The sequence below is a fragment of the Metallosphaera javensis (ex Sakai et al. 2022) genome (assembly GCA_021654415.1).
Lineage (GTDB): Archaea > Thermoproteota > Thermoprotei_A > Sulfolobales > Sulfolobaceae > Metallosphaera > Metallosphaera javensis.
In genome coordinates, this window is the sequence record AP024487.1 from 274,332 (window position 1) to 298,466 (window position 24,135).

25 protein-coding genes are annotated in these 24,135 nt (G+C 45.7%); 16 read left to right on the forward strand and 9 right to left on the reverse strand.

Translation table 11 applies throughout. From position 1 onward, the window contains the following. Window positions 1–10: 10 nt before the first annotated feature. Entirely contained in the window at window positions 11–1,534 is a 1,524-nt protein-coding gene (locus QVC96_RS01650; RefSeq protein WP_287689752.1) for a cation:proton antiporter, read from the reverse strand. Between the two features lie 40 nt (window positions 1,535–1,574). On the opposite strand from QVC96_RS01650, the gene QVC96_RS01655 reads away from it, so the two are divergent. From QVC96_RS01655 to QVC96_RS01665, 3 genes are read left to right on the forward strand one after another with little or no spacing between them, the layout of a single operon-like run. Next, on the forward strand, window positions 1,575–1,967 hold the full coding sequence (locus QVC96_RS01655) for a metal-dependent transcriptional regulator (RefSeq protein ID WP_238025672.1): 393 nt from the start codon (window positions 1,575–1,577) through the stop codon (window positions 1,965–1,967). Next, a complete protein-coding gene (locus QVC96_RS01660) occupies window positions 1,964–2,539 on the forward strand; it encodes a DedA family protein (RefSeq protein ID WP_287689753.1) in 576 nt (191 codons plus the stop codon). The genes QVC96_RS01655 and QVC96_RS01660 overlap by 4 nt, the downstream gene beginning before the upstream one ends. Before the next feature lie 14 nt (window positions 2,540–2,553). Continuing rightward, complete coding sequence (locus tag QVC96_RS01665) at window positions 2,554–3,420, forward strand: sulfite exporter TauE/SafE family protein (RefSeq protein WP_287689754.1); 867 nt, start codon at window positions 2,554–2,556, stop codon at window positions 3,418–3,420. Here QVC96_RS01665 and QVC96_RS01670 read toward each other — a convergent pair. Then, complete coding sequence (locus tag QVC96_RS01670) at window positions 3,410–3,721, reverse strand: hypothetical protein (protein ID WP_287689755.1); 312 nt, start codon at window positions 3,719–3,721, stop codon at window positions 3,410–3,412. The genes QVC96_RS01665 and QVC96_RS01670 overlap by 11 nt on opposite strands. Before the next feature lie 72 nt (window positions 3,722–3,793). On the opposite strand from QVC96_RS01670, the gene QVC96_RS01675 reads away from it, so the two are divergent. The 6 genes from QVC96_RS01675 (at window position 3,794) to QVC96_RS01700 (ending at window position 9,173) form a co-directional block, all read left to right on the forward strand. After that, on the forward strand, window positions 3,794–4,327 hold the full coding sequence (locus QVC96_RS01675; protein ID WP_287689756.1) for a hypothetical protein: 534 nt from the start codon (window positions 3,794–3,796) through the stop codon (window positions 4,325–4,327). 89 nt (window positions 4,328–4,416) lie between these two features. Then, complete coding sequence (locus QVC96_RS01680; RefSeq protein WP_287689757.1) at window positions 4,417–5,925, forward strand: MFS transporter; 1,509 nt, start codon at window positions 4,417–4,419, stop codon at window positions 5,923–5,925. Continuing rightward, complete coding sequence (gene udg, locus QVC96_RS01685; protein ID WP_287689758.1) at window positions 5,903–6,538, forward strand: type-4 uracil-DNA glycosylase; 636 nt, start codon at window positions 5,903–5,905, stop codon at window positions 6,536–6,538. The genes QVC96_RS01680 and udg overlap by 23 nt, the downstream gene beginning before the upstream one ends. Beyond that, a complete protein-coding gene (locus QVC96_RS01690) occupies window positions 6,516–7,295 on the forward strand; it encodes an SDR family oxidoreductase (RefSeq protein ID WP_287689759.1) in 780 nt (259 codons plus the stop codon). The genes udg and QVC96_RS01690 overlap by 23 nt, the downstream gene beginning before the upstream one ends. Window positions 7,296–7,403: 108 nt before the next feature. Further along, window positions 7,404–8,888, forward strand: a complete 1,485-nt coding sequence (locus tag QVC96_RS01695; protein ID WP_238025870.1) for an ATP-dependent nuclease — start codon at window positions 7,404–7,406, stop codon at window positions 8,886–8,888. A gap of 6 nt (window positions 8,889–8,894) precedes the next feature. After that, window positions 8,895–9,173: a TIGR00304 family membrane protein gene (locus QVC96_RS01700; protein ID WP_287689760.1), complete on the forward strand. Its 279-nt coding sequence runs from the start codon at window positions 8,895–8,897 to the stop codon at window positions 9,171–9,173. Here the strand turns inward: QVC96_RS01700 and QVC96_RS01705 are convergent. Further along, window positions 9,157–10,422 (reverse strand): Glu/Leu/Phe/Val family dehydrogenase, encoded by a 1,266-nt coding sequence (locus QVC96_RS01705; RefSeq protein ID WP_287689761.1) that lies wholly within the window; start codon window positions 10,420–10,422, stop codon window positions 9,157–9,159. The two genes, QVC96_RS01700 and QVC96_RS01705, sit on opposite strands and share 17 nt — an antisense overlap. Before the next feature lie 70 nt (window positions 10,423–10,492). Beyond that, window positions 10,493–11,758 (reverse strand): hypothetical protein, encoded by a 1,266-nt coding sequence (locus QVC96_RS01710; protein WP_287689762.1) that lies wholly within the window; start codon window positions 11,756–11,758, stop codon window positions 10,493–10,495. Window positions 11,759–11,808: 50 nt separating this feature from the next. Here QVC96_RS01710 and QVC96_RS01715 point away from each other — a divergent pair, with 50 nt between their 5' ends. Next, window positions 11,809–12,234 carry an NUDIX hydrolase gene (locus QVC96_RS01715; RefSeq protein WP_287689763.1) on the forward strand — a complete coding sequence of 142 codons (426 nt, stop codon included), beginning with the start codon at window positions 11,809–11,811 and terminating at the stop codon, window positions 12,232–12,234. On the opposite strand, the gene cysS is transcribed toward QVC96_RS01715, so the two are convergent. Genes cysS through QVC96_RS01730 form a run of 3 tightly spaced genes read right to left on the reverse strand, consistent with a single transcriptional unit; the run spans window position 12,215 to window position 14,993 of the window. Continuing rightward, entirely contained in the window at window positions 12,215–13,615 is a 1,401-nt protein-coding gene (cysS, locus tag QVC96_RS01720; protein WP_287689764.1) for a cysteine--tRNA ligase, read from the reverse strand. The two genes, QVC96_RS01715 and cysS, sit on opposite strands and share 20 nt — an antisense overlap. 6 nt (window positions 13,616–13,621) lie before the next feature. Beyond that, complete coding sequence (locus QVC96_RS01725; RefSeq protein ID WP_238025659.1) at window positions 13,622–14,563, reverse strand: SIS domain-containing protein; 942 nt, start codon at window positions 14,561–14,563, stop codon at window positions 13,622–13,624. Further along, window positions 14,556–14,993, reverse strand: a complete 438-nt coding sequence (locus tag QVC96_RS01730) for a hypothetical protein (RefSeq protein WP_238025658.1) — start codon at window positions 14,991–14,993, stop codon at window positions 14,556–14,558. Before QVC96_RS01730 ends, QVC96_RS01725 begins: the two co-directional genes overlap by 8 nt. Before the next feature lie 52 nt (window positions 14,994–15,045). On the opposite strand from QVC96_RS01730, the gene QVC96_RS01735 reads away from it, so the two are divergent. From QVC96_RS01735 to QVC96_RS01755, 5 genes are read left to right on the forward strand one after another with little or no spacing between them, the layout of a single operon-like run. After that, window positions 15,046–16,350 (forward strand): FAD-dependent oxidoreductase, encoded by a 1,305-nt coding sequence (locus tag QVC96_RS01735; protein WP_287689765.1) that lies wholly within the window; start codon window positions 15,046–15,048, stop codon window positions 16,348–16,350. A gap of 46 nt (window positions 16,351–16,396) precedes the next feature. Further along, entirely contained in the window at window positions 16,397–17,491 is a 1,095-nt protein-coding gene (locus QVC96_RS01740) for a DNA double-strand break repair nuclease NurA (RefSeq protein WP_287689766.1), read from the forward strand. Between the two features lie 20 nt (window positions 17,492–17,511). Then, window positions 17,512–19,287: an ATP-binding protein gene (locus QVC96_RS01745; protein ID WP_287690537.1), complete on the forward strand. Its 1,776-nt coding sequence runs from the start codon at window positions 17,512–17,514 to the stop codon at window positions 19,285–19,287. A 9-nt stretch (window positions 19,288–19,296) separates the two neighbouring features. Next, window positions 19,297–19,692, forward strand: a complete 396-nt coding sequence (locus QVC96_RS01750; RefSeq protein WP_287689767.1) for a hypothetical protein — start codon at window positions 19,297–19,299, stop codon at window positions 19,690–19,692. Window positions 19,693–19,717: 25 nt separating this feature from the next. Next, on the forward strand, window positions 19,718–20,614 hold the full coding sequence (locus QVC96_RS01755; protein WP_238025868.1) for an acyl-CoA thioesterase: 897 nt from the start codon (window positions 19,718–19,720) through the stop codon (window positions 20,612–20,614). Here QVC96_RS01755 and QVC96_RS01760 read toward each other — a convergent pair. Further along, the gene (locus QVC96_RS01760) at window positions 20,591–21,703 is read right to left on the reverse strand and encodes an MFS transporter (protein ID WP_287689768.1); all 1,113 of its coding nucleotides are present in this window, start codon (window positions 21,701–21,703) and stop codon (window positions 20,591–20,593) included. The genes QVC96_RS01755 and QVC96_RS01760 overlap by 24 nt on opposite strands. A gap of 57 nt (window positions 21,704–21,760) precedes the next feature. Here QVC96_RS01760 and QVC96_RS01765 point away from each other — a divergent pair, with 57 nt between their 5' ends. Further along, window positions 21,761–22,978: an SLC13 family permease gene (locus QVC96_RS01765; RefSeq protein WP_287689769.1), complete on the forward strand. Its 1,218-nt coding sequence runs from the start codon at window positions 21,761–21,763 to the stop codon at window positions 22,976–22,978. On the opposite strand, the gene QVC96_RS01770 is transcribed toward QVC96_RS01765, so the two are convergent. Next, window positions 22,961–24,097: an acyl-CoA dehydrogenase family protein gene (locus QVC96_RS01770; RefSeq protein ID WP_287689770.1), complete on the reverse strand. Its 1,137-nt coding sequence runs from the start codon at window positions 24,095–24,097 to the stop codon at window positions 22,961–22,963. The two genes, QVC96_RS01765 and QVC96_RS01770, sit on opposite strands and share 18 nt — an antisense overlap. Window positions 24,098–24,135: the final 38 nt, after the last annotated feature.

A 24,135-nucleotide genomic window follows, 5' to 3' on the forward strand; every position in this document is an offset into this window, starting at 1 on the left:
CTGAGAGACCCTAGAGTGAGTTGAGTATTCTCAAAAGCTCCCTTTCATAGATTGTCTGAACTAGCCTTCCCTCCCTATCCACCACAGCTATCACTGCGCTCTCCGTAGATCTGAATTTTCTGAGCGCATCAATGACTCTCTGCGTATCTTCCATGATCACCGTTTCATTCAGTTCAAGATCTCCCGCCCTTAGAACGGAGTACATGGAGGGATCTATCTCCAGTAACTGTTGAACTGTTATATGCCCCATGGGCCTCCTCTCCCCATCAACGACTATTATGGCTCTGGCGCCCCGTTCTGTCATTTTGTTTATTGTCTCCCTTAACGTGGTCTCAGCGTCAACATAAAGCGGGGTTATCCCGGTTAGGGAACCGAGTCTCTGATTAAATCCTGGTCTACTCTCCTCCGCCCCACCTACTCCCCTTACCTTGGCCTTAAAAAGCAACGGCACAACCAGAGCAATCATAGTAATTGCCAGCGCTGAGTATGAGTACTGCGTCTGGCCCAGATAACCGGAAACTAGGGCCGAAATCAACAGAGAGGAGTCCACACCTCCTTTGGTGGTTACACCCAGTCCGTTGACTATTCCATCCTCCTTAACCAGGAATGAAGTGATGTATCCTGAAAGGAACTTTGAGACAAAGACCAGTAAAGCTAGCGTTAAACCCACGGACGCTATATACAGATTCAATGGCGCAAAATAGAGACCTATGCTCACGAAGAATAACGGCTCGAAGAAACCATATGTTAACCCATGCATCTTCTCCCTTAAATCTGGTCTATCTCTCAGGTAATCCCTCAATAGAAAGCCTAGAAAGAGAGCCGCTATGGCCGAGTTGAATCCGAATATCTCTGCAATATATCCAGTCACCATTATGACGGACAACAGGAATGCCAGTTCCACTTCCCTTACCTTTATGAAACCCTCAATCCCCTCTAAAGCCCTTGCGATCCTGGGGCCTACAAAGAAAATTATTAGAAAGAGTATCACAATTTCAAGTGTTTGCCTGATTACCTGTACTGGCTGACCGGACTTGGACACTATGGCAAAAAGAATAACCGAGATTATCTCGACCAGTGTACCCTGGTAAAATAACCTTCTTCCCATGTCCGTTTTTACGAGTCCCGTGTCCATCAACAGCCTGGTGAGAGGACCAACACTTGTCATTATGAGGGGAAAGACTATCACAAGGGGTGATGGAACGTGAACAGCGAATAGGTACGCCGTTACCACAAGTAGAGGAATAGTAAGGAGAACGATGGAAGAGATGAAGACTCTGGAGTCAAACTGTATTTCCCCTCCAAACTCCTCTGCGCCTGCCAGAAAGAGAAGGAAAACTATTCCAAGCGAGGTCACGAAAGAAATGATGTTATTCAGTGTAATGATCCCGAGAACGCCTCTGCCCAGAAGTATGCCAGCAACTATGGCACCAACGAAGGGAGTCAATCCAAGTCGAGAGAACCCAGCCTCCATTAGTTTGGCTGATACAAGCATGATACCGATGTAGAGAAGGGATACTATAACTGAATTCATGTGTAAAGACTTTTTACTTTACTTTACCACTATAAGAGTGATGGACATAAGCGAAAGGGAAATTGTTTACCTTTCAGCAATAAAGGACATTAACGATAAGGGTAAACCCGGGAAGCTCTCCATCATTGCCAAGCAGATTGAAGTCTCGCCAGCAAGTGCCTTCGAAGAGCTGAAACATCTGGAAAGAAAGGGGTTAATATCAAAGGAGAACAACAATATTTACATTACAGAGGAGGGTAGGAAAAGCCTAACAAAGGCCTTAAGAGCCCACAGGGTTCTGGAGTCCCTTCTCGTCAAGGTTGGGATTGATCCAGAGACTGCCTGCAGTTACTCAAAGCAGTTTGAACTGAAGGTTCCAGATGAGATAATAGAGAAGCTATATGAATATCTCGGAAAACCTAATAAGTGCCCACATGGGAATGGAATTCCGTGATAAGCGTACAACCATCTTACATTTACATCTTCGCGTTAATGGTTTTGGAGGGAATGTCACTTCCTATCCCGAGCGAGATAGTGATGCCCCTAGTGGGTTACTATTCAACGAAGGGTTTACTTGATCCATATCTGGGAATTGTGATAGGTACCGTGGGTAGTCTTGTTGGATCACTTATTGATTATTACATTGCATTGGAACTTGGAGTTCCTTTCCTTCACAGATATGGTAAGTTCTTCAAGCTTACGCCCGACAAACTGGATGCCCTCTCAAGATGGTTTGCCAAATACGGTACCCAATCGGTGTTCCTTTTTAGATTCGTTCCAGCGTTCAGGGCTCTCATTTCCTTTCCAGCTGGGCTCAGCAAAATGAGGTTACCCCTCTTTATAGTTGCCACCTTCGCGGGGCATCTGATCTGGGATACCGTACTGGTTTATATTGGAATATACTTCTCAAGCACGTGGCAAGTAATCATTTCGGTTCTTGACAAGTACCTTTATGGAGTGGCAATAGCGACTGCAATTATTATTGTGGTCTACATTTTGATCAAAGGAAACTTTTTAAAGTTTTAACTAGAATAAGGTTTATGATTGAAGTACTACTTTCTCCCTTACAATACTTCCTTGCAGTTATAGCTGGAGTCCTCGTGGGATTCAGTTTAGGGTTGATTGGAGGTGGTGGATCAATTCTAGCTGTTCCGCTCCTTCTCTATTTTGTTGGGCTAGCTACAATCCCTCCCCAATACTCCTCTTCTCCTGCACTGGCAGCCGAGTATACTAACTTCGTGGATCATATAGCTCTAGGTACCACTGCACTGGCGGTGGGTCTAAACGCATATATTAACAGCTACATGCATTTCAGGAGGGGAAACGTAAAGATCCTTGAAGGCGTAACGTTCACAATTCCAGGAGTGGCAGGAGCTACGCTGGGAAGTTACGTGAGCCATATAACCCCGGGTAAATCCCTGCTATTCTTCTTCGGAATCCTAATGATTGGGGTTGCATTATTGATGTTGAGGCAAAGGTCCGCAGATGGGATAAAAGCCAGTTCTGAAGGAGGGCTGGCTAGACTATCACTGGTCAAAGTTATTCCCACAGGACTACTTGTGGGCTTCGCCTCCGGATTCTTCGGCATAGGAGGAGGCTTCCTGATTGTTCCAGGTCTACTATTCAGTACTGGGCTTTGCATGATTAAGGCCGTGGGAACGTCTCTAATTGCTGTGGGAACCTTTGGAATTACTTCTGCAACAGTCTACTCCATATACGGGTACGTTCTACCTGTCATAAGTATCCTCTATCTAGTGGGAGGGATTTTAGGAGGTTACGGAGGAGCCTCTGTAGCCTCCAGATTACCTAGGGGAACACTTAGAAAGGCTTTTGCCCTAATCATCATAGCCGTGGCAATATACATCATGGTCGAAAATTACAAGGGATTGTTTCTTCTCATACATTGACGTTAGAATCAGCCATTTCTCTGTACATTTTTTCTATTTCCTCCTTAAGAAAATTCAGACAAGAATCCACGTTTTTCTTGATTAAATCCCATCTCTCTTCCTTTATGGCCCTGATAATCTCGTCCCCCTGCTCCTTGCAACCTACCTTATCATGTTTACGTTGAAACTCTGTTAGCTCCTTATTAACCCATTGATAAACTGTTTTTTCCTTTCTTTCATCCACATGTAATTTAACCTTCTCCAGTGAGGTCCTAAGCAGGATGAGGTCCTGGAGTTGATAGAACTTCTTTGGAATTGACATGTCTCATAAATATGGATAGAGGATAAATAACTCATGTCCCTATTACATTTATCCGCTTAGAGGAGATTGATCATGACATCTGAACCTGGGAAAGATATTAACACCAAGACATATGTATTATACTCCATAGGAGGGGCCATAGCGCTGATTCTGATCACATTTCCCTTTGGGGGCGTGGCACCGCTTGACGAGCCTAAAGTTTATGCGTCTGATGGAGCATATTACAATCTGGGAGTGCCTGTAGGGATTTCGTTCATTGCATTCATCAACCTTCTCATTTTCATTGTCTCCAGTATACTGTTCTGGGGATCTAAGGGCCTTTTCAAGAACCTTATAATAGATTCCTCTGCACTCTCATTTGTGTTCCTAAACTACTTCAATTATTACGTACTTTGGCTAGTTTGGCATCCCCAAATAACTGTGTTACCTTTTCTTTTCCTGATAAAGTATAATGGTGCGTCAGCGATACAAGTGGATTTCGGACAAATGGTCTTAATAGCTTATATATACAGGATTATTAAGAGAGCGAGAAAGCCCCGCCCTTTATCAGGGCTCGAGTCGGTGAAACCGGTTGATGAGAGTCCTCAGCCGGGCGGGGTACAATGATGACGCCGACATAATCAGATCAGTGACGTGAGGGTCGATAAACTGAACTTACTCAAGTTTAAAATCCCTTTTAGATATATCTTGTCGCCATGGAAGTTCCTAAGGACAGATCCAGTGAAGGTAAGGATTACGATCTGAAGTATGCATATAAGGCTTTGAGCGTTCTGGCCCCTCTTGCAATTGTTGTAATGTACACTGAGGGAATGCTCATTCCCTCCCTAGTAAAGATAGAGGATGATTTTGGAGTTAACGCAGCCCAAGTTAGCTGGGTCTTGACAGTGTATCTCCTAACCGGATCTGTAATGAATCCAATTGCTGGAAAACTGGGGGACATGTTTGGGAAGAAAAGAGTTCTCACCATAATTATCTGGATCTATGCAGTAGGTGTTACCTTGACAGGATTCGCGCCAAACTTCGACTTCTTGATATTTGCGAGGGCTATTCAGGGGTTGGGGCTCGCCATGTTTCCCTTGGCGTTCAGCTTAATCAGGGAGGAGTTTCCGCCCAAGCTAGTTCCCACCGCACAGGGAATAGTTAGTGCAATGTTCGGAGCAGGTTCTGCAATAGCTCTCCCCATAGGCGCTTATATCTCACAAAACTTTGGATGGCAGTACACATATCACACGGTTATCCCATTCGTGGCCCTAATGGCAATACTTACATCCACGCAAATCAGGGAATCCAAGTTCAAGAATCCGAATACAAGGATAGACTTTGTTGGTGCGGGGGTCCTGTCAATTTCGTTAGCTTCCTTGATCCTAGGTTTCAGTGAGGCACCAACTTGGGGATGGTCATCTCCCCTTACCATAGGGACGCTACTTCTCTCCGCTATTACCTTTGCAACCTTCATTTACTTTCAGAGTATCACTCCTTTTCCTCTAATATCTGTAAAGCTATTGAAGAGAAGGAACGTTCTTGTGGCCAACGTAGCGGCCGTGGTGGCAGGCTTTGCCATATTCATGGGCTCCCAGACTTTAACTTACTTGTTTGAGGAACCGAGTCCAGTAGGATTCGACCTGAATATTCAGGCTACAGGACTGGCCCTGCTACCAACGGCACTTGTTCAATTGATAGGAGGTCCCCTAGCTGGAAAGGCTATATCCAGAAGCGGTCCAAGAAAGGTCATGATAGTGGGCTCAACTGCACTCATCCCCGTTTATCTTGTTCTATCTCTCCTTACCTCTTCAGGAGAGTCTCAATCAATCAACCTAGTGATTACTTTCGCTACCTTGGCAATGCTGGGCGCCACACTTCTAAATGTCAGTCTTGTTAACTTACTTACCTTCTCCGTGGAAAGGCAAGTCATGGGTACGGCAACTTCAATTAACACCGTGTTCAGGCTAGTGGGCGGAACTATAGGCCCTTCGGTAGCTGGAGCAATTATGGGGACATATCAAAGTAGTATCGTGGAGATCATACCAATGGGAGGAACCACGATTTATTATCCCGTGGTCATTCCCTCTGACCAAGCCTTCAGTCTCATCTATTTGCTGGCAACCCTTCTGGCGGTGGTCATGACTGGTATATCCTTCATGACCAAGGACATAAAAATTGGGAATGTAATGAAAGAAAGAAATGAGTTCGTTGCAGGACATTGATAATCAAGTTATCAATTGCCATAAATGCTCCCTTTCTGGAACTAGAACCCATGCGGTTCCTGGTGAGGGGAACCCATCAAGCGACGTGGTTTTTGTTGGAGAAGCTCCAGGGGCTAGGGAGGATGAAACCGGTCGACCCTTCGTGGGTTCGGCCGGGCAGCTACTCAACGATTTAATAAGAAAATACTTGGGTAGAGACCGGACACAGGTCTATATAACTAACGTGGTAAAATGCAGACCGCCTAACAACAGGGATCCTGAGAAGGAAGAAATTGAGGCCTGCTCCCCATACCTCGTTGCGCAGATAAAATTGATTAAACCTAAGGTTATTGTCACCCTTGGAAGGCACTCCACGGGATTTTTACAGACCTTGGCAGGAGTTCCCCTAACTCCCATCTCGCGTTGTCACGGAAAACCTTTCAACATGGATCTAGGATTCGGTGTAGTCACCATATTCCCCACCTATCATCCCGCTGCTGCACTCTACAATCCTACACTCAGGCGCGATCTGGAGGAGGATTTTCAAAAACTATCGAGACTCGTCACAACAGGTTCAAAAGCCATAACACTCGATAAATTCTTGGATCTAGATGGATCTGGGAATAAAGGGTAAAAGGGTTCTCGTAACTGCCTCAAGTAAGGGAATTGGATTTGCTACCGCGAAGAGATTTCTGGAGGAGGGGGCCACTGTCACCATCTCTTCTCATAACCTTGAGTCTTTGAAGGCAGCTTATGAAAAGTTAAGGAGTCTTGGACAAGTTTACATGGTACAAGCAGATCTGGCAAAGGCGGAGGAGGCTAAGGAGTTAGTGAAGTCTGCTCATGACATTATGAATGGCTTAGATGTGACAGTCTACGTTACCGGAAGTCCAAAACCCGGAAACCTCCAAGAGTTAAGCGACAAGGACTGGTTGGACGCATTCAATTTACTCCTAATGAGCGCTGTTGTGATCACCAGGGAATCGGCCAAGTACATGAAGCCTGGTGGAAGAATTATTCTCTCCACCTCAATGACCCTGAAACAACCAATTGACAATCTGGACCTATCCAACGTGGTTAGACTTTCACTTGCAGGTCTGATCAAGTCAGCCTCCAGAGAACTGGGCCCTAAGGGTATACTTGTTAACGGAGTGATGCCTGGATGGACTCTAACCGAGAGAGTGAACCAGTTGGCCAGGGATAGGGCAACGAGAGAGGGAAAGACCGAGGAACAGGTAATATCCGAGATAGTAAAGGAAGTTCCCCTGAACAGGATAGGTCTTCCGGAGGAAGTTGCCAACGTTATTCTCTTCCTAAGTTCCTCCCTCTCCACCTACGTTAGTGGAGCCCTTATCCCCGTGGACGGCGGACTGATCAGGGCAACCCTTTAAAGGCATTCGGCTGATAATACTCCCTTTTTTCTCTATCTCGGGAAAATACGGCTATTAAGGGCCCAATGGTTATATCAATCTAAGGAGTAATACTCTCTAGTGATACTGTTGAGGCTAGCCGAATTCTACGCTAATAATTTCAGGAGTTTGGAGTCAGTGGAATTGAGAGACGTTGGAGGCTTCAACGTAATTGTAGGTTTCAATGGATATGGGAAGACTAACCTGTTAACTGCCATCTATCTATACATCAAGAATTTATCAGCGGGCTTGGAGAAGAGATCCATAGAGGATAAGAACCAAGAATATCTGCTAATGTGGAACAGTTACGACACAAGCAAGCCCATTCTTCTTGGAGGCAGGTTGCAGTTTGGTGAGAAGGAAGTTGAGAAAGTTGTGGGAAAGAGCATGGCCATGAACATTGACCTAGTAAACAAGTTGAGATATATAAACGGATATCTTGAGTGGGACCTAGACCTAATAAGGATAAATGGATCTGTACCCTCCAAGGATGAAATTGATCAAGCCAAGAAGTTGTTGGACTATGCTTCAAGTCAGGTGGAGTATGTTCCCATTTTCGATCAAAATTATTTCGATGATGTGCTCAACAGGATCATAGGCCTGAACAGGTCGCCCATTAGCCTGAGAAAGTATTGGTACGATTTCGCCAACCTGGTGAGCAACACCATTCCAGAGGTTAAGGGAATTGAGATCTGGGACTCAAAGAAACTTGTCCTCAACGTGTACAACCTGCCAATCTATATAGACCTGGCAGCAAGCGGTTTCCAGAGAATCATTCTCATACTTTTCGTAATATGGCTAAGCGGGAACAAGATCCTCCTGATAGAGGAGCCTGAGGTTAACATGCATCCCATAATGCAGTTTAAAATGGCCAAATTGCTCAAATCATGGACTGAAAGCGATGTTCTGCAAGTATTTATGACCACACATTCTCCCTTCATTGTGTCCTCCGATGTGGATAGTTTCATCGTGTTGAGGAGAGGTCAAACTGCGTCTAAGGCCGTAAACTTTCAACCAACCGAGGATGTGAAGTCTGCATTCTCGCTACTTAATGTCAACATAAGTGACCTCCTCTTCAACAAGACTATAATTGTGACAAGTGAGATGGCGGAACCCAATGTGATATTGAACTGGCTAAGAAAATTGAATGTAAACCCAGAGTATAATGGCATCGTTATCTACACTGTGAGGAACGAACTTGAATTGCAGACATGGCTCAAACTGAGGAACATGCTTAAACTGGACATGCTGTTCTTGGGCCTTTGTGATAAGATAGACCTAGAATTGAAGGATCTTTGTCTACCTCTAAGCAGGGAAGTGGAGTCATTTTACAGTAAGAGCGGAATGTTGGAGGCCCTCAAGAGAATAGGGATTTATCCCGACGAGAAAGAGATGAGGGATCTCTCCAGGGAGGACAACGCGAGATGGTTAATGAACGTCCTCAAGAGAAGGGGACTCGATTATGGTAGCATGAGATCGTCCATAGGCGATATTATATCTAGAATAGATTCCATTGAGATCCCCAAGGAAATGGAAATCCTCGTAAATAAGATTAAAACCGCTCAGGTTATTTAGTAATTCATGAATCTGGTTTCCCTTGCCTTTCTACTAATATTCCTGGGGTTTATCCTAGTTTTTGCCGACGTTGTCCTGACGATGGTAAGGGCGGTGAAACAGCAAGGAGAAGAATCACATGAGGAGCAGAGAAAAGCTGAGGCAGGTGGTGTAATATTTATAGGTCCTATACCCATAATTTTTGGCACTTCTAAAAAAATTGAGAAGTGGATGCTTATAGTTGCATTGGTAATAACGGTAATTCTCGTAGTGCTGTTTGTACTCCCCTTTATATTAGGCCTCTAACCTTCATTGCCCTTACTACCCTCTCCACTGCTACTACCATAGCGGCTGTCCTCAGGTCCTGATCACCTAGCGAGTTGTACTTGTTATATACCTCATTGAATGCCTTTTCCATTCTGCCCAGGATCAACTTCTTTGCATCCTCCTCGTTTATTATCTCACCCATTCTATTGTTTGCCCATTCCACATAACTTCCAACCACTCCACCTGAGTTGGCTAGGATATCGGGAACCACCGGGATACCCCTATCCTTGAGAATTGCATCCGCGTCAGCTGTTAACGGCCCGTTTGCGCCTTCAACGATTAATTTAGCCTTTATTTTGGGCGCATTGTATTTATGAATCACGTTCTCAAGGGCTGCAGGGACCAGTATGTCAGTTTCGGTGATAAGCAATTCATCATTGCTAACTTTCTTACCGGATGGATAGTTCACCACTGATCCAGTGCTCTTTTTCACCTCTTCCAGCTTCGAATAGCTGAGTCCGTTAGGGTCTATTACACCACCTTTCGAGTCACTAACTCCTATCACTATGGCTCCATTCTCCTCAAAGAACTTAGCGGCGAAGCTTCCCAGGTTGCCGAATCCTTGAATTATAACCTTTCTTCCCTCGAGACCACCCAAGAATTTCTCCGCAGCTAATTTAGCCGTATGAACAACGCCTAACCCAGTACTGAACTCCCTGACAGCAAGTCCTCCCAAATCTATGGGCTTACCTGTGAAAGTGGCTGGATCTATCTTACCTGAGATTTTAGTGTACTCATCAAGGAACCAAGACATAATCTGAGAATCGGTGTTAACGTCTGGGGCAGGTACATCTATATCACTCCCTATGTACTTGTAGATTGCATCAATGAAGTTCCTAGATAGTTGTTCCAGTTCCTCTTTGCTTAGTGACTTGGGATCCACCCTTACTCCAGCTTTACCTCCACCATAGGGAAGCTGAAGGAGGGAGTTCTTCCAAGTCATTATCATTGAAAGTGCTATGACTTCATCTTGGGTAACATTGGGATGGAATCTTACTCCTCCCTTATATGGACCCAATGCGCTGTTATGCTGTGATCTCCACCCTGTGAACGTCTTTATGGTCCCGTCCTTTCCCTTGATTTGAATCTTGACCTGAATTACCCTTTCAGGAGTGGATAGGGCCGTGAGTTGGTCCTCATGCAGTCCTAGGATTTCCCCTATCTTATATAATTTTTTAGTCTGTTGTGTGTATAAATTCGAAGTTAAAACTTCTTCTACCGAAGTCATTAATAATTAATCATGATGTATTATTAAAAAATTTTTCCTCTGCCGTGCTTTAATTACTTATGCCTAACCTCTATCTCCTATGTAGAATTACAAGAATTGCAATAACAATTAAGGTGACCACGACGGCTATTGTAAAGGACTCTGAAGGGTTAATAGCCTCGTAGGGTAGGGTGGTATTCTGATATCCAGTAAGGTAAGGGAAATGAAGGCTGGGATTTATGTAGGAGCCATTAATGAACTCCAGTTTATAGCTAGAGAATGAAGGAAATGTTTGATTATAGTTCACTTCCACGACCATATTCTTTAACGCGTAAACTGTGGCTGTGGCAAAGGTGATGTTTCCTCTTGTCACCTTAGATGTGTATTCCTCCAAGTTGTATGTTGTACCCTGAACAGTTTTGGTAACATTGCCGACGTAAGACAGCTTGAGCGAGTTCCACGTCAATGAACCGTTCACGTTATTGATGAAGTTTGTGTTCAAAGTGATTGGGGTTCCCACCTGGATAACGAAGTTTACAGGCCTATCGTTCAGTGAGGTGAAACCTCCCAAGGGAAAGGCATTGAGTTCATTGATGTTATATTGAAGCATCAAAAGAATGTTTCCCGGAAGGAGTGCAGGGTAAACATATTCTACGTAACCCGAGGGTTGATATGTCGCCGAGAAATTGGAGTAGGTCATGTTCACGTAGACGTAACCAGGCCTACTTGTGAAGTTAGTGGGCTGAAGCTCGTTGGAGAGCTGATAATTTGTCAGGTTCATGACAAATTCTAGACCTGACACAGTCCTGTTGATGGATTGGATAACACCTGATGGCATTACCGAAAATGTAAAACTTTCTGGCAAAATTTCGGAATACTGGTAGGTTACCTGTCCCGTAACGTTGTTTTTAGATGAACTAATGAATGATAGAATAACCGTGGAAACGTTGGACTCAATGGCGTAAGATGTGGAATTAGACATGTAACCCGGGTAAAGATAAGGGTAGCTCATGTTTAGAGGACTCATGGCATAATTAACGGTGTAACTTCCCGGTTCCACAAAGGTAACGTTCTTAACTGCGGTGTAATTTGAACTGACGTTCACCTTAACCCATGTTCCGTTCAGATTAACAACTTCGTAGTTTACGAAGGCACTCTCTATGAGGGAGGGCTTCGTGATATTCCCAGCTTTAGTGATATTGAAAACGCTGAGCGAATAGCTAAGCTTGGTGGGGACTTGATATGGAATGGCCTGATTTCCGTTTGGGTAAAACGTGAGGCTACCAGCGAGCGGAACCAAGGCAAAGGTGAAAGTTAGGGCGATTAATAGCGCGATTATGGACCTCAATTGCGACATCAGTATAGAACAATGCGTTGCTTTAATAACTTTTATCCCCACTTAAAAACATGCAGAGACCTTTAGTTGCAGTTGGATCAGTGATTTTCAATCTGGACAGGGTACTACTGGTGAGGAGATTACACCCTCCTAACCAAGATATGTGGGCAATTCCAGGAGGAAAGGTGGAGTTTGGGGAATCAATAAGGGATGCTGTTATCAGGGAAACGGCTGAGGAAACTGGATTGCAGGTAGAACCCAGAGTGCTCATGGCCGTGGTTGAGGTGTTCAGGGAGGGTTACCATTACGTCATCCTCGATTTCATCTGTGAAGTTAGGGGAGGGGAACTCAAGGCCTCTTCAGATGCGGGAGATGCGAGATACTTCTCGCTGGAGGAAATAAGAAAGCTCAACGTAAGTTCCACAACCCTTGAAATGTTGGAGAGGTTCTGGAAGGGGGAGAAAATGCCTTACCTGATCACTGAAATCTCCAGGTAGAACCCTCCTTAGAATCCAGTATCTTGATACCGCTCCTGGAGAGTATATCCCTAATCTGATCCGAGAGGTCATACATCTGCTTTTTCCTGAGATAGTTTCTAACCTCTATCACTGCATCAATTACCTTGGCCAGCCTGTCAAGCTCTGCTGAAAATTCCTCATCCATCACCGCAAACACTTCGTTGAATTTCCTGAACCCATCCAACGCTATTAATGCCCCAAATACGTCCTCACTATACTGTAGCTTTGAGAACACTATTGATGCTAACTCGTGTATTGCTGTTAATGCATTGGACGTATCAAAGTCGTTCTCCATGTGTTCATCAAACCTGGAAATGGTCCCTATGACCTGTTCCTGTACCTTCACGTCTTCCTCCTTGACATAATGGATCGGTCCCTTCTGAACTATCTTCCTGAGTATGGAGATGGCGTCCTTTAGCCTTTGTAACGACCTCGAACTTTGTTCCAAGATCTCCTCACTATACTCTATGGGGTTTCTATACTGCGAGGAGAGGAACCAGTACCTGAGCGTGGATGGCCCATACTTGCTTAACGCCTCCTTCAACGGAACAATGTTTCCCTTGGACTTGGACATCTTCTCCTTTTTGATCGTGAGAAAGGCCACATGCATCCAGTATTTAACCCAAGTTGACCCTGTGAGCGATTCTGTCTGTGCCCTCTCGTTCTCGTGATGGGGAAACACCAGATCCATTCCACCTCCGTGGATGTCGATCTTGTTTCCTAGATACCTAGTGGACATAGTGGAACACTCTATGTGCCATCCAGGTCTACCCTTCCCCCACGGTGACTCCCAGTAGGGTTCACCCGGCTTATATGCCTTCCAGAGAGCGAAATCGTAGGGATGTCTCTTCTCCTTAACTATCTCCTCTCCCTGATCCCATTCCTCCTTCCTCACATTGGACAGCTCTCCATACCCGGGATACGTATCCACATCAAAGTAAACGCTCCCGTTGGCCACATATGCGTGTCCGCTATCAACTAACTTCTGAACGAAATCGATGATCTCGTTGATGTGGGTGGTGACCTTTGGATGCATGTCAATCTTAACCTTGAGGGCACCAATATGTTCCAGATAGGTTTTGGAGTAATATTCGGAAACCTCGTTCCAGCTCTTGCCCAAGTCCCTCGCCCTATTGATTATCTTGTCGTCAATGTCGGTTATGTTCTGAACCCTGATTACGTTGTATCCCTTCACCCTGAGATACCTGCTCATGGCATCGAAGGCAACAAAGGTTCTGCCATGCCCAATGTGAACCTCATCATATACTGTGGGACCACACACGTACATCTTAACGGTATTAGGTTCATTAGGCTTGAAACTTTGAATCCTCTTCCCCAAGGTGTTATATACCTGCAACAAGCCCCATCACTTCAGGATTAGGTTTGCCAACTTCCTTGCGATTTTAAGGTTGCTGTCACTGAAGGCCTCCTCTTCCGTCAACCCTTCCTCCTCTGCCAGGAGGAGGGATGTGAGACCTGACAGAAGGACCAGATATGACACGTTACGCAAGGGAGTAGTAGCCACGGGAAGTATTTGTTCGGCCTTAATCACGGATAGCGTCACGTAATCTATATCCTGGTCCCCTATCACGAAGGGCTGAAGATTTTGTCCCTTAACGTAGGCCTCTAGGTCATTATGGTTGGACTCTGGAATAGGCCCGTAGAAGGCAGGGTATTTAGCAGTTTCGTTCAGATCCTGTTTAAACCTAATTGCCACCGGGAAATAGAGGGAACCGTAGAATACAGGTATCTTACCCCTAACTAACATTACCAGTCTCCTGGCCAGGTTCAAAGCCCTCTCTTTGTTACTCTCCACCCCTTCTGTCAGTTCCGAAACCTTATATTGGTCCCCAGTCCTTGTGTTCAGGATCTTAACGAGTGCCGTGAAAAGGAGAGGGAACCAAACCCTTGATGGGTAGTCCTGTCCGTTGGCCATTTTGGCCTGCATGGACAGGTTCACATGCCTTCCGCCCCTCTCCCTGCACAGTTCCGCCAGTTTTCCTCCAGCCGAAACGCATATAACGTCTGCACCAAGCTCAAAGGCTCTCCTCGTCACCAGTAACGTCTCTATATTATCTCCAGACCTGCTGAAGGCAAGTAAGGAGAATTTTCCCTTGGCCCTGAACCTAGAGGGATCACCATTATAAACGGAGTAGTCAAAGGGAAGCTCGAGTATCTTAGCCATCTCACCCGGAATGTAACTGGCTCCCATTCCCGTATAGATCACATTGTCATACTTGATGTCTGGAACCTCTATTTTCTCCGCATCTCGAAAAAGTTTATCCCAGTCCAGGAAAACATTATGCATTTTTCATCACAAGGGAGATATTGAACGATGGAGGAGACGAGTTCATAGAGACGGATATGTTCTCCATGTTCATATCCTTAAGGTTCTTCCTGAGGGTGACAATGAACTCGCCCATCAGTTCGGACATTCCCTCAAGGACACTCTCCACCATGTCCCAGATTTTACCTGAGAGCAGTGAGCTTAAGACAGAGGGTTGCATCAGATAGGCGTAAAGTAGATTTACCCTCTGAACGGAACTGAGAAAGTTAACTATTGCGTCATCCCAATTCTTTGCCTCAATCCCCTTCTCAAATCTCTCTGCAAGTTCCATAATCTTCTTCAACTGAGCCCTAGTAAAGCTCACAATCCCCTGTTCGGCCACACTGAGGCCTGTAAAACTTGTTTTCTCCAAGTTACTTAAAATCTCTCCTATCTTGGTTGTGGATTTCATGGCTTATCTCTATTCATCTATGCATAAAAGTCTTGGCGTAATCAGAGTGAATATGCCCGAGAGTTTAGTGGTTCTAGGGGGAGGAGCGGCGGGAATGAGTGCCGCCTCCAGGGCAAGAAGACTTAGGCCCGACCTCAGAATTACAGTGATTGAGGCCACAAAGATGGTCAGTCATGCGCCCTGCGGAATACCCTATTTTATTGAGGGATTGTTCAACGACGAGAATCTCTTCATGACTTATACTCCCTCTTTCTTCGAGAGCGAGAGGAAAATAGAGGTGTTAACGAACACAAGGGCCAACGAAGTCGACCTTGATGCCAGAGTGGTGAAAACTGACTCAGGTAAAACGCTCGAGTATGACTGGTTGGTTGTTACGCTTGGAGCTCTACCAAAGACGTTTCCTCGCGTTGAAGGGAAGAGGATTTTCTATGTACATCATCCTGCCCACGCGGTTGAGATTAGGGAACAGCTATGGTCCATGAACAAGATAGCCGTGGTGGGGGGAGGAATACTTGGAGTGGAAATGGCTGAGGCACTGGACTCCGTGGGAAAGAGAGTTATTCTAATTCACAGGGGCCCTTACATTCTCAACAAGATGCTGGACCATGATCTCGGAGACGTAATGACTAAGCTAATTCAGGGTAAGGTGGAGTTGCATCTTAACGAGAGCACAGAGGAGATAGGTGAAGGCTACATAAAGACCGACAAGGGAAAGTATCAGGTCGATGGAATTGTCCTTGCCCTTGGAGTGGTACCAAACGTGGGCATGTTCAAGGACAAGTTACAGATAGGGGTAACAGGGGCCATAAAAACCAATCGTCGCATGGAGACATCCATGAAGGGAGTATACGCTGCAGGTGATGTTGCTGAAAGCATTCACGTGGTATCAGGGAAGGAAGTGTGGATGCCCTTTGCCCCAGTTGCGAATAAGATGGGATTTGTGGCCGGGAGCAACATAGGTGGCAAGGAGACGGAGTTTCCGGGCACAGCGGGTAACATGATCACAAAGTTTCATGACATGTTCATAGGAAAGGTGGGATTAAACGAGAGCGAGGCCAGGGATGCAGGATTCAGGCCCGTCTCTGCAACCATTAGATCCAAGACCAGGGCTAGATACTACCCAGGTGCTAAGGATATATACGTGAAGTTAATTGCGGATGAAAACAGCAAGAGAATTCTTGGTGGGCAAATAGTAGGAGGAGAGGAGGTTCTGGGTAGACTTGATGCCATCTCCGTGGCCCTCATGAAAGGATTTACTGTCGAGGAAATGTTCTTTGCAGAAATGGGCTATTTACCTGCAATATCTCAGGTGTGGGATCCGCTTACGGTGGCAGCTAGGCAACTTCTCAAGGCATAAGTAATACATTATATTTAAATATTTCTATAATTGTTAATATCGTAATATGGAAGCAGGAGGCGGGCTATCCGATTTACTCAATAGTATAGTCACAAAGTACATTATCTTTCACCTAGAGAGCCCGCCCTTTAACCAGATTCTGGATCGGGTAGAGGATGTGAGCCTGAGCCCTTGTGATGACACGGTTAGAATTGTGGAAAAAATACCTAAACTATCAAGCGAAGTTGTTGCAGTTGACGGTAGCAGTAGGAGCTTTGTCCTTTCCCAAGGATTAATTTCGGTCAGCTCAGTCTCTGCAATCTCGAGTTCAAAGGGGATTAAGGGTATGTTTCCCTCATTTGAACCGAGCATGAGTCTTGATCTACAGGAACCCTTTATTGCCCTTGCAACTCCCTTTACCGGTCCGGAGAGGATTGAGGACTTCCTCCTTCATCCAGCCGTATCAAGGGTTCAGATGGAGGGTAACCCCTTTCAGCAGGACCTGACCAGGTTGGAGACCGAGCTCCGATTCTCTTTGGAGACATCCTCTTTGGAGAAGGTGAAGGATAGTCCTTTGGTTTTGGTTGACGGACCTCTCTTACCCAAGTTCATGTACCTTAATAGGAAGGTAGCTCAAAGGCTTATCCAGAGGAGGAAGGAGGTTTTACAGAAAAATTTTGTAGGTGTAGTCAAAAGGGTTAACCATTCCACTGTTCTGATCGAATCCTTGAAAGATGGAAAAGTTAGGGAGAGGATGATCATGAAGTACAGGGTTAACCCGTCCTCCTTCTCCAACGACGAGGCCTTCCTGGTTCACCTGGTTAAGAGGAACTTCAAACCTCCCTTTAGACCCCTTGTGGTGGGCCCCCTTGAGGGAAAGCAGGAGGAGATGGAAATATTTTCCAACTATCTTGTGATTCCATTCCACCCATTTCTAGAGAGGTTTTCCATACTGAGGGTGGAGAGCCTCACGGATTCCATCGCTCCTGAAACCATCCTATCCACTCACATCTCCTCTGACGGGATCCCGCTACCGCTAGCCTTTGCGGATAAGGTTGCCAAGGAGGTATCAAATGCGGTGTTCAACATGTTACTCCAGCAACTGTCAAGGGGAGGTATGCAGTCGAGTTTCTACAGTAGACTGGAGGGATTGGGGGCTTGATTGACGAACTCTACAATGGTATGAGGGAGAGGACCAGCAGGGCTAGGGCCTTGGCTGTGAGCCTTGGGAAGATGGTGGGGAAGATCTCCAAGTACATGCCCAACAGGATAGACCAGGAGAGCCTTTACGTAAACGCTGTAGTTGACGCGGAAACATACTACTCCAATGAATACCTTGGAAGGATGGGAATTCTGCTAGGGACAGTGGACATCAGGACCCTTGAGTTCATTCTCCTTCAGGTCGTTGGATATGAGAGGAGCGATATCACCTCCTCCCTGTTCAATTCATCGGACATCACCCCTAAACTGGTTGAAGACGATGATCCGGGAACCCTCATCGGAAACGTCATACTCAAGTGTGAAATGCTCACTAGGCTTGACCCCCTGGGTAGGGGAGAACCCGTGCCTGCAGATATAATTCCTGAACCACAATCGCCCGTGATCATCCCCTACCCTGAGATTGTGGAGAGAGCTATGGGGATCAATCGTGGTAAGTTGAGGCTTGGCTTCCTAGACATCTCTAACTCTGAGGCAAAGGTCAGCATTCCGCCAGAGGAGTTGAACTTCCATAGCCTAGTCATAGGCACCACAGGGGCTGGCAAGACATCGTTCATTAAGGACGTTATAGCGACGCTGGCAGGGATGGAGGATGAGCAGGTGATTATCTTCGACGCCACGGGAGATTATTATCACTCCTTCCTTCCGCCAGACCTAAGCTCTGACCACGTCAGAAGGGGAGTTGAGGATTATAACAAGCTGAACGGACCGGTGAATGGAATACATACCAGCATTATCTTCCCGGTGACCAACCGCTGGCTCAGGAAATACACCCAGGAAAGAACGGAGGAGGAGATAACCAAAACCTACTACAATCTCTACATCAAGCCTCTGATTAACTACATAGAGAAAAAGGGGACAAGAGTAAACGTTCAGATCAATGGAAGAAGAATTGAACTCTCTTCAGATCACTGGAGATCAAGCGCTGAAATAAACCCCTTCTACCTCTCTTTCAGAGAAAACAGGAGGATAGTTCATAAGCTTAACCCATACTTTAGCGAGCAGGCATCCCATTTCCTTAAGATAATTACCGCCCAGCTTAAGGACGTGGAGAGCCTTGACGAGTTCATAGAAAACATGAACGAGGAGAACTTCGAGAAATTACAGGTTCATAAAAGCACTAGGGAGAACATACTTCGTGGACTTTACCTGCTTCGCGAGACTGGACTTTTCGACCTCCGTTCCCCCAGAACGTCCCTGGGAGATCTGCTTTCAAGTTCTAGGATACTGACAATTGACCTCTATAATCAGGAGCTGGACGACTTCGCTCAGAAAATATTAACATACTATTTCCTAGATAGGATTTTCCAGTATAGAGAAAGTAAAATGAGAAGTGGTGAGATCAACAATAAACTGTTGATAATAATAGATGAAGCCCACAGGTTCTTTCCGTCAAATAAGGGAGGAGAGGAGGACAGCAATTACGTCAGGAGAGTCGCAGGAAAGATATCAGTGATGATGAGACTTGGACGCAGGAGGAGAATTGGTTTCCTGTTCTCAACTCATAACCCGTCAGACCTGAGCGATATAATCGTACAGCTGGCCAATACCAAGTTTGTTTTCAGAACGTCACTGGACATTGCGGAAAGCCTAGGTGTTTCACGGTCGGAGGGGAAAATATTAAGCTGGGAAAGGAATGGAGTAGCATATATGATTTCGCCGTGGTTAAAACAAGGTAGATTGAAAGTCAGAGTTCCGGTTCCTCCTCCCATAGGTCATTACGATCTTTCAAGGACTTAGGTGAGCATGATGGATAAATTGGAACCATTGAAGTCGTCCTTAAACACGTTAAGACTGAGCGAAACAAAGGAGAATCTCATCAAGGTGTTAATTGAGATAACCAAGTTGTTACCTCCCTCGGATGACGTCGCGATAACGGTGGGAAAGAAAGGAACACATGAATACGTGATAGACAGGAAGGGATTGGCCATCATCACTACGTCACAGGACGAATACCTCCCATTCCTTTCTTCTTCAGAAAAGAGAATATCCATGGAACAGCTACCCGATGACGTGGCTAAGAAGGTCATCTCAGATATCTCCAGTCTCCTAGTCCAGCTAAGGGATATACTAAAGGCACAGGCTAGGCGTAATCCTTCCTACGGATTACTAGCCTCAGAGGTAGACTTGATTGCTAAGAGTTAGCGACACCGTGGTTAGAACCATAAACATGGTACATTATCAGCAAACCAACTTCATGGGGAGACTTCATGGAGGCGATATGCTGAAGTTTCTGGCTGATGCCGGAATGCTGGCATCCATGAAGGTGAGTAAAGGTCTCACCGTTCTAGCCTCCCTGGATCAAGTACTTTTCAAAAGGGGAGCGAACCTAGGGGACATAGTTTTCGTTGACGCTCGCGTTCTATATGTGGGTAATTCCTCCATGGAGGTGGAGATGAAGGCCTCCAGAGGATCCGAGGTTATAGTTACAGCAAGCGGAACTTATGTTAAGGTAAATCAAGAGTTCAGACCGGTTCCCGTGGGCGAGAAGGTTGTGGGAGAAACCGAAGAGGAGAAAAAGTCAATTGAGCTGGCAATACAGAGAAGGAATAACAAGGCACAGAGAATCAGAAACAAAAGGGAGACCCTTTGCTCTGAGGATCCCACCAATTTCCTGAGATTCAGACTCAGTAACACCATTTTTGTGGGTCCAACCATGACCTATGATGGGAGGGTGATGTCTGCTGGAATGCTCCTTAAGGCCATGGATGATTTAGGAGGGACGTTGGCCCTGAGATATAATGGCATTGAGAACTACAGACCTGACCAAGACGGAGTGGTCACAGTTGCAGTATCTGACATCTTCTTCTACTCCCCAATAAGGCTTGGGGACATCGTGGAAATGAACGCAGGAATAACCTATGTGGGTAAAACATCCATTGACCTCCTGATAAACGTGAACAGATTAGATGAGACGACGCAGGAGTGTAAGCACGTGACTACTGCGTACTTCACATACGTGCGGGTAGATCCTCATGGGAACAAAAAGGAGATGCCCAAATACGTTCCAGAGACGCCACACGAGATTGAGCTGTGGAATGAGTCAATTAGAAGACGAGGAAGATAGCCTCCTGGTTATGAAACTATACAAGGTAACTGCTGAGAGGGCAAAGGAGTAGAACGCAACTAAATAGTCCAAGTTTAGGTCGTTACCAAGAAAGCTAACTGCTGCACTCCCTCCTATATTTGCTATATCCTCAACTGCGTTGAATACCCCTATAATGGACCCCCTATTCTTTCTAAGATTTCTGAACATGTACGAAAAGAACGAGGTTCCAAATAATGGGTAAAAGGAACCGAAGGTCACAAAAACAGGTATTGTGACTCCGCCGGATCTTATCCCTAATCTTAAGACTAAGGAAATACCCAAGACCAACAGGGCTCTCCCCATGATGGAGAGGTACATTAAGAACGCTTCTCTTCCTGAGGACCTTTTCCCAGCAATATAATATATTCCCTCATCTAAAAGATATAAAATAAAATAACTCACATATATGAAGGACTCCGGATTCCCCATAAGGTAGTTGAAGGGGACGAAGGTCGTGAAGAATATTTCAGCGCCGAAGTTAAAGGCCATAAACGATGAAAGTGCACCAGTTAATTCCTTGATACTTTTCAGTCTGGAAGGCTTATCAATGTTGATCTTCCCGTGAGTGCCCATTAGGGACACGAAAGCAAGAGGGATTGATGTCATACACAGGAAGAATGGGAAAAGGTATGAGCTCACCACAATGGCCGAAACGCTTCCCAGGGCATTACCCACTAACGTAAGCTGGGATAGCCTAGAATTCATCTTTGGGATCTCCTCAAAACTGTAGTTTTCTAGAAGGAGGAGAGAGTAAAGGGGTGAGTTTAACGCAGATGCGAATCCCGAAAGGGTGTATCCAACTAAACTCTCCTCAAGCTTTCCTCCCAGCAGAAGCGCGGATATTGATAATAACACGGACAAGGAAATTCCGTACTCCAATCTTCTCCCTGTCCTGTCCAGCAGGTCACCCCAGAAATAAGAACCTACAGCATTGCTCAGGTTATACAGGGTTGTGGCCAATCCCAGCAGAAAGATGGACCTAGTATGAGAATACAGAGTTACCGGGTACCATATTCCCATATATGTTGTCGCGGTTATAAGCAATGGCTGCGAAAGAAACCTTCTCATTAAGAACCCTTATCTTGAATGGAAGCCCTTTAAATCAGATTCCTTATCTTTACTGCTATGAATCTATTGGCTTTTGTGGTTGTAATAGTGACCTACGCCCTCATTGTCACCAGGGGAATTTCAGGAATACCGCCTTGGGCATCCATGTTCTTTGGGGGAGTGATGATGATTATAACAGGCGTAATCACACCCCATGAAGCGTTTGCGTCAATTAACCTTGACGTGATACTTTTCTTGATTACCCTGTTCACCTTTGCCTCTGCCCTAGAGGTCTCAGGCTTCCTAAAGTATCTAGGATTTTACATTGTGAACAAGCTCAGGACGCCCTCCAAAACGCTTTTCGGCGTATTACTCTTCTCAGGGTTGCTCTCCAATCTAGTCACAAATGATGGAGTCTCGGCCAGCTGGACTCCTGTTATCCTAGAAAGCAGTAAAAAGCTTGGCGTGGACGAGAAGCCCTTCCTGTATGCACTGGCTTTCGGAGTTACAATAGGAAGCGTTATGCTTCCTACGGGAAATCCGCAGAACCTTCTAATAGCCCTGGATGCGGGGCTGAAGGACCCCTTCATCGAGTTCGCCATGTTCCTAGTGCTACCAACAATGATCAACCTAGTCATCTCATACCCCATCCTGCTTCTCCTGTTCAGGAGAGAGTTAAGGGGAAATGGTGAGATTACAATCTCTCAGGAGAGAGTGGAGGACCCTCTCACTGCATATCTCTCTTTGACTCTCTTGGCCATAACAGTTGTACTATTCTTCTCGCTTAGCTTCATTGGAATAGATATTGTCCTTGGTTCCCTGACCACTTCCTCAATCCTCATCCTAGTCTCGAAGAGAAGAAGAGAGATCATCAGAAGAATGGATTGGTCTACCATCCTCTTTTTCATAGGGTTGTTCATATTTACGGAGGGCATGATTAAGGGCGGAGTGCTTGATGCGATAGTTCACTACCTTCCGTCCCCATCCTCAATTTTAGCCATCATGCTTGTGAGCGTCCTAGTAAGCCAATTACTCAGTAACGTTCCTCTTGTTGCAATATATATCCCCATAATGATTTCCTCAGGTGCGACAACACCGTTGGATTGGCTCGCCCTAGCTGCAGGTAGCACGATTGCAGGTAACTTTACTTTAATAGGGGCAGCTAGTAACGTGATAATATCCGAATCCTCGGAAAGCAGGGGAGGAAAGGGATTTGGATTTATAGAATTTATTAAAAATTCCATTCCTGTATTGATAATAAATTTTCTAGTTCTTTATCTATTTCTTAGGCTGTAGGGCCCTAGACACCGCTATAAGTTGCATTTCGTTGGTCCCTTCGGCAATTTCCATTATCTTGGCGTCCCTGTATAACCTCTCAACCTTTGAACCTCTGTTCAGCCCATGTCCTCCAAATATGTGTAGGGCAGTCCTACTGACCTCTGCCGCAGTTACGGCAGCCATATACTTGGCCATACTTGCCTCAGTTAACGCCTCTATTCCTTTGTCCAGCATATATGCTGCCCTCATGGTCAACAATCTCGACGCCTCAACCTTAACCAGCGCATCTGCCAAATTGAAGGATATCCACTCCTGTTCAAGAAGGGATTTTCCAAACTGTTTTCTCGAGGCAGCCCTGTTAACGGCGTCCTCTAGAGCTCCCCTAGCTATGCCCACAGCTATTCCAGCATAACCGTTTCTGCTCACCATCAATGCCTTTATTGCCCCTCTGAATGCATCTCCTTCCTTGCCTATGATGGAGTCCTTTGGAACCCTGGCGTTGTTGAACTTCACATAGGAGACTCCTGCTCCCCTAATCCCCATCAGGTCCAGTTTGTGAACCTCTATTCCTGGGGTCTTCGTATCCACAAGTAGCAATGAGATACCCTGTCTGTCTCCTGGATTACCGCTTGTCCTCGCTAGAACAACCATCTTTGTGGAGAATGAAGCTCCGCTGGTGAATATCTTCTCCCCGTTAATGACAAGCTCGTTTCCCTCAAGCTTAGCTGTAGTCTGAAGCGCACCAAGATCAGATCCAGCACCTGGCTCAGTAAGCGCCACAGCGTAGATTTCCTTTCCCTTAACCCCATCCTCTATCCATGTCTTGGCCGAATCCCCACCCACGGAGACCAGTAACTGGAGGGCGTTGAGCTGTGTGTGAAGGCTGTGCGAGGCACCACCGCTTTCCGCGCCGAGCTCCTCCGTTGCTATGGCGAAGGCGACCTCGCCTAGTCCCAATCCGCCATACTGGGGAGGAATCTTCATTCCAAGAAGTCCCATCTCTCCGAAGTCCCTTACAATCTTCTCTCCTCCTTCGTTCTTCTCATCCATGGTTTTGGCGTATTCCTTGACAACCTTCTGGGCATAATCCCTTACCTTCTCCTTGTACTCAAGCTGTTCCTTTGTTAGCTCGAACATGGCTATCGGTTTCTGAAAGGTATAAATGATATTAAACT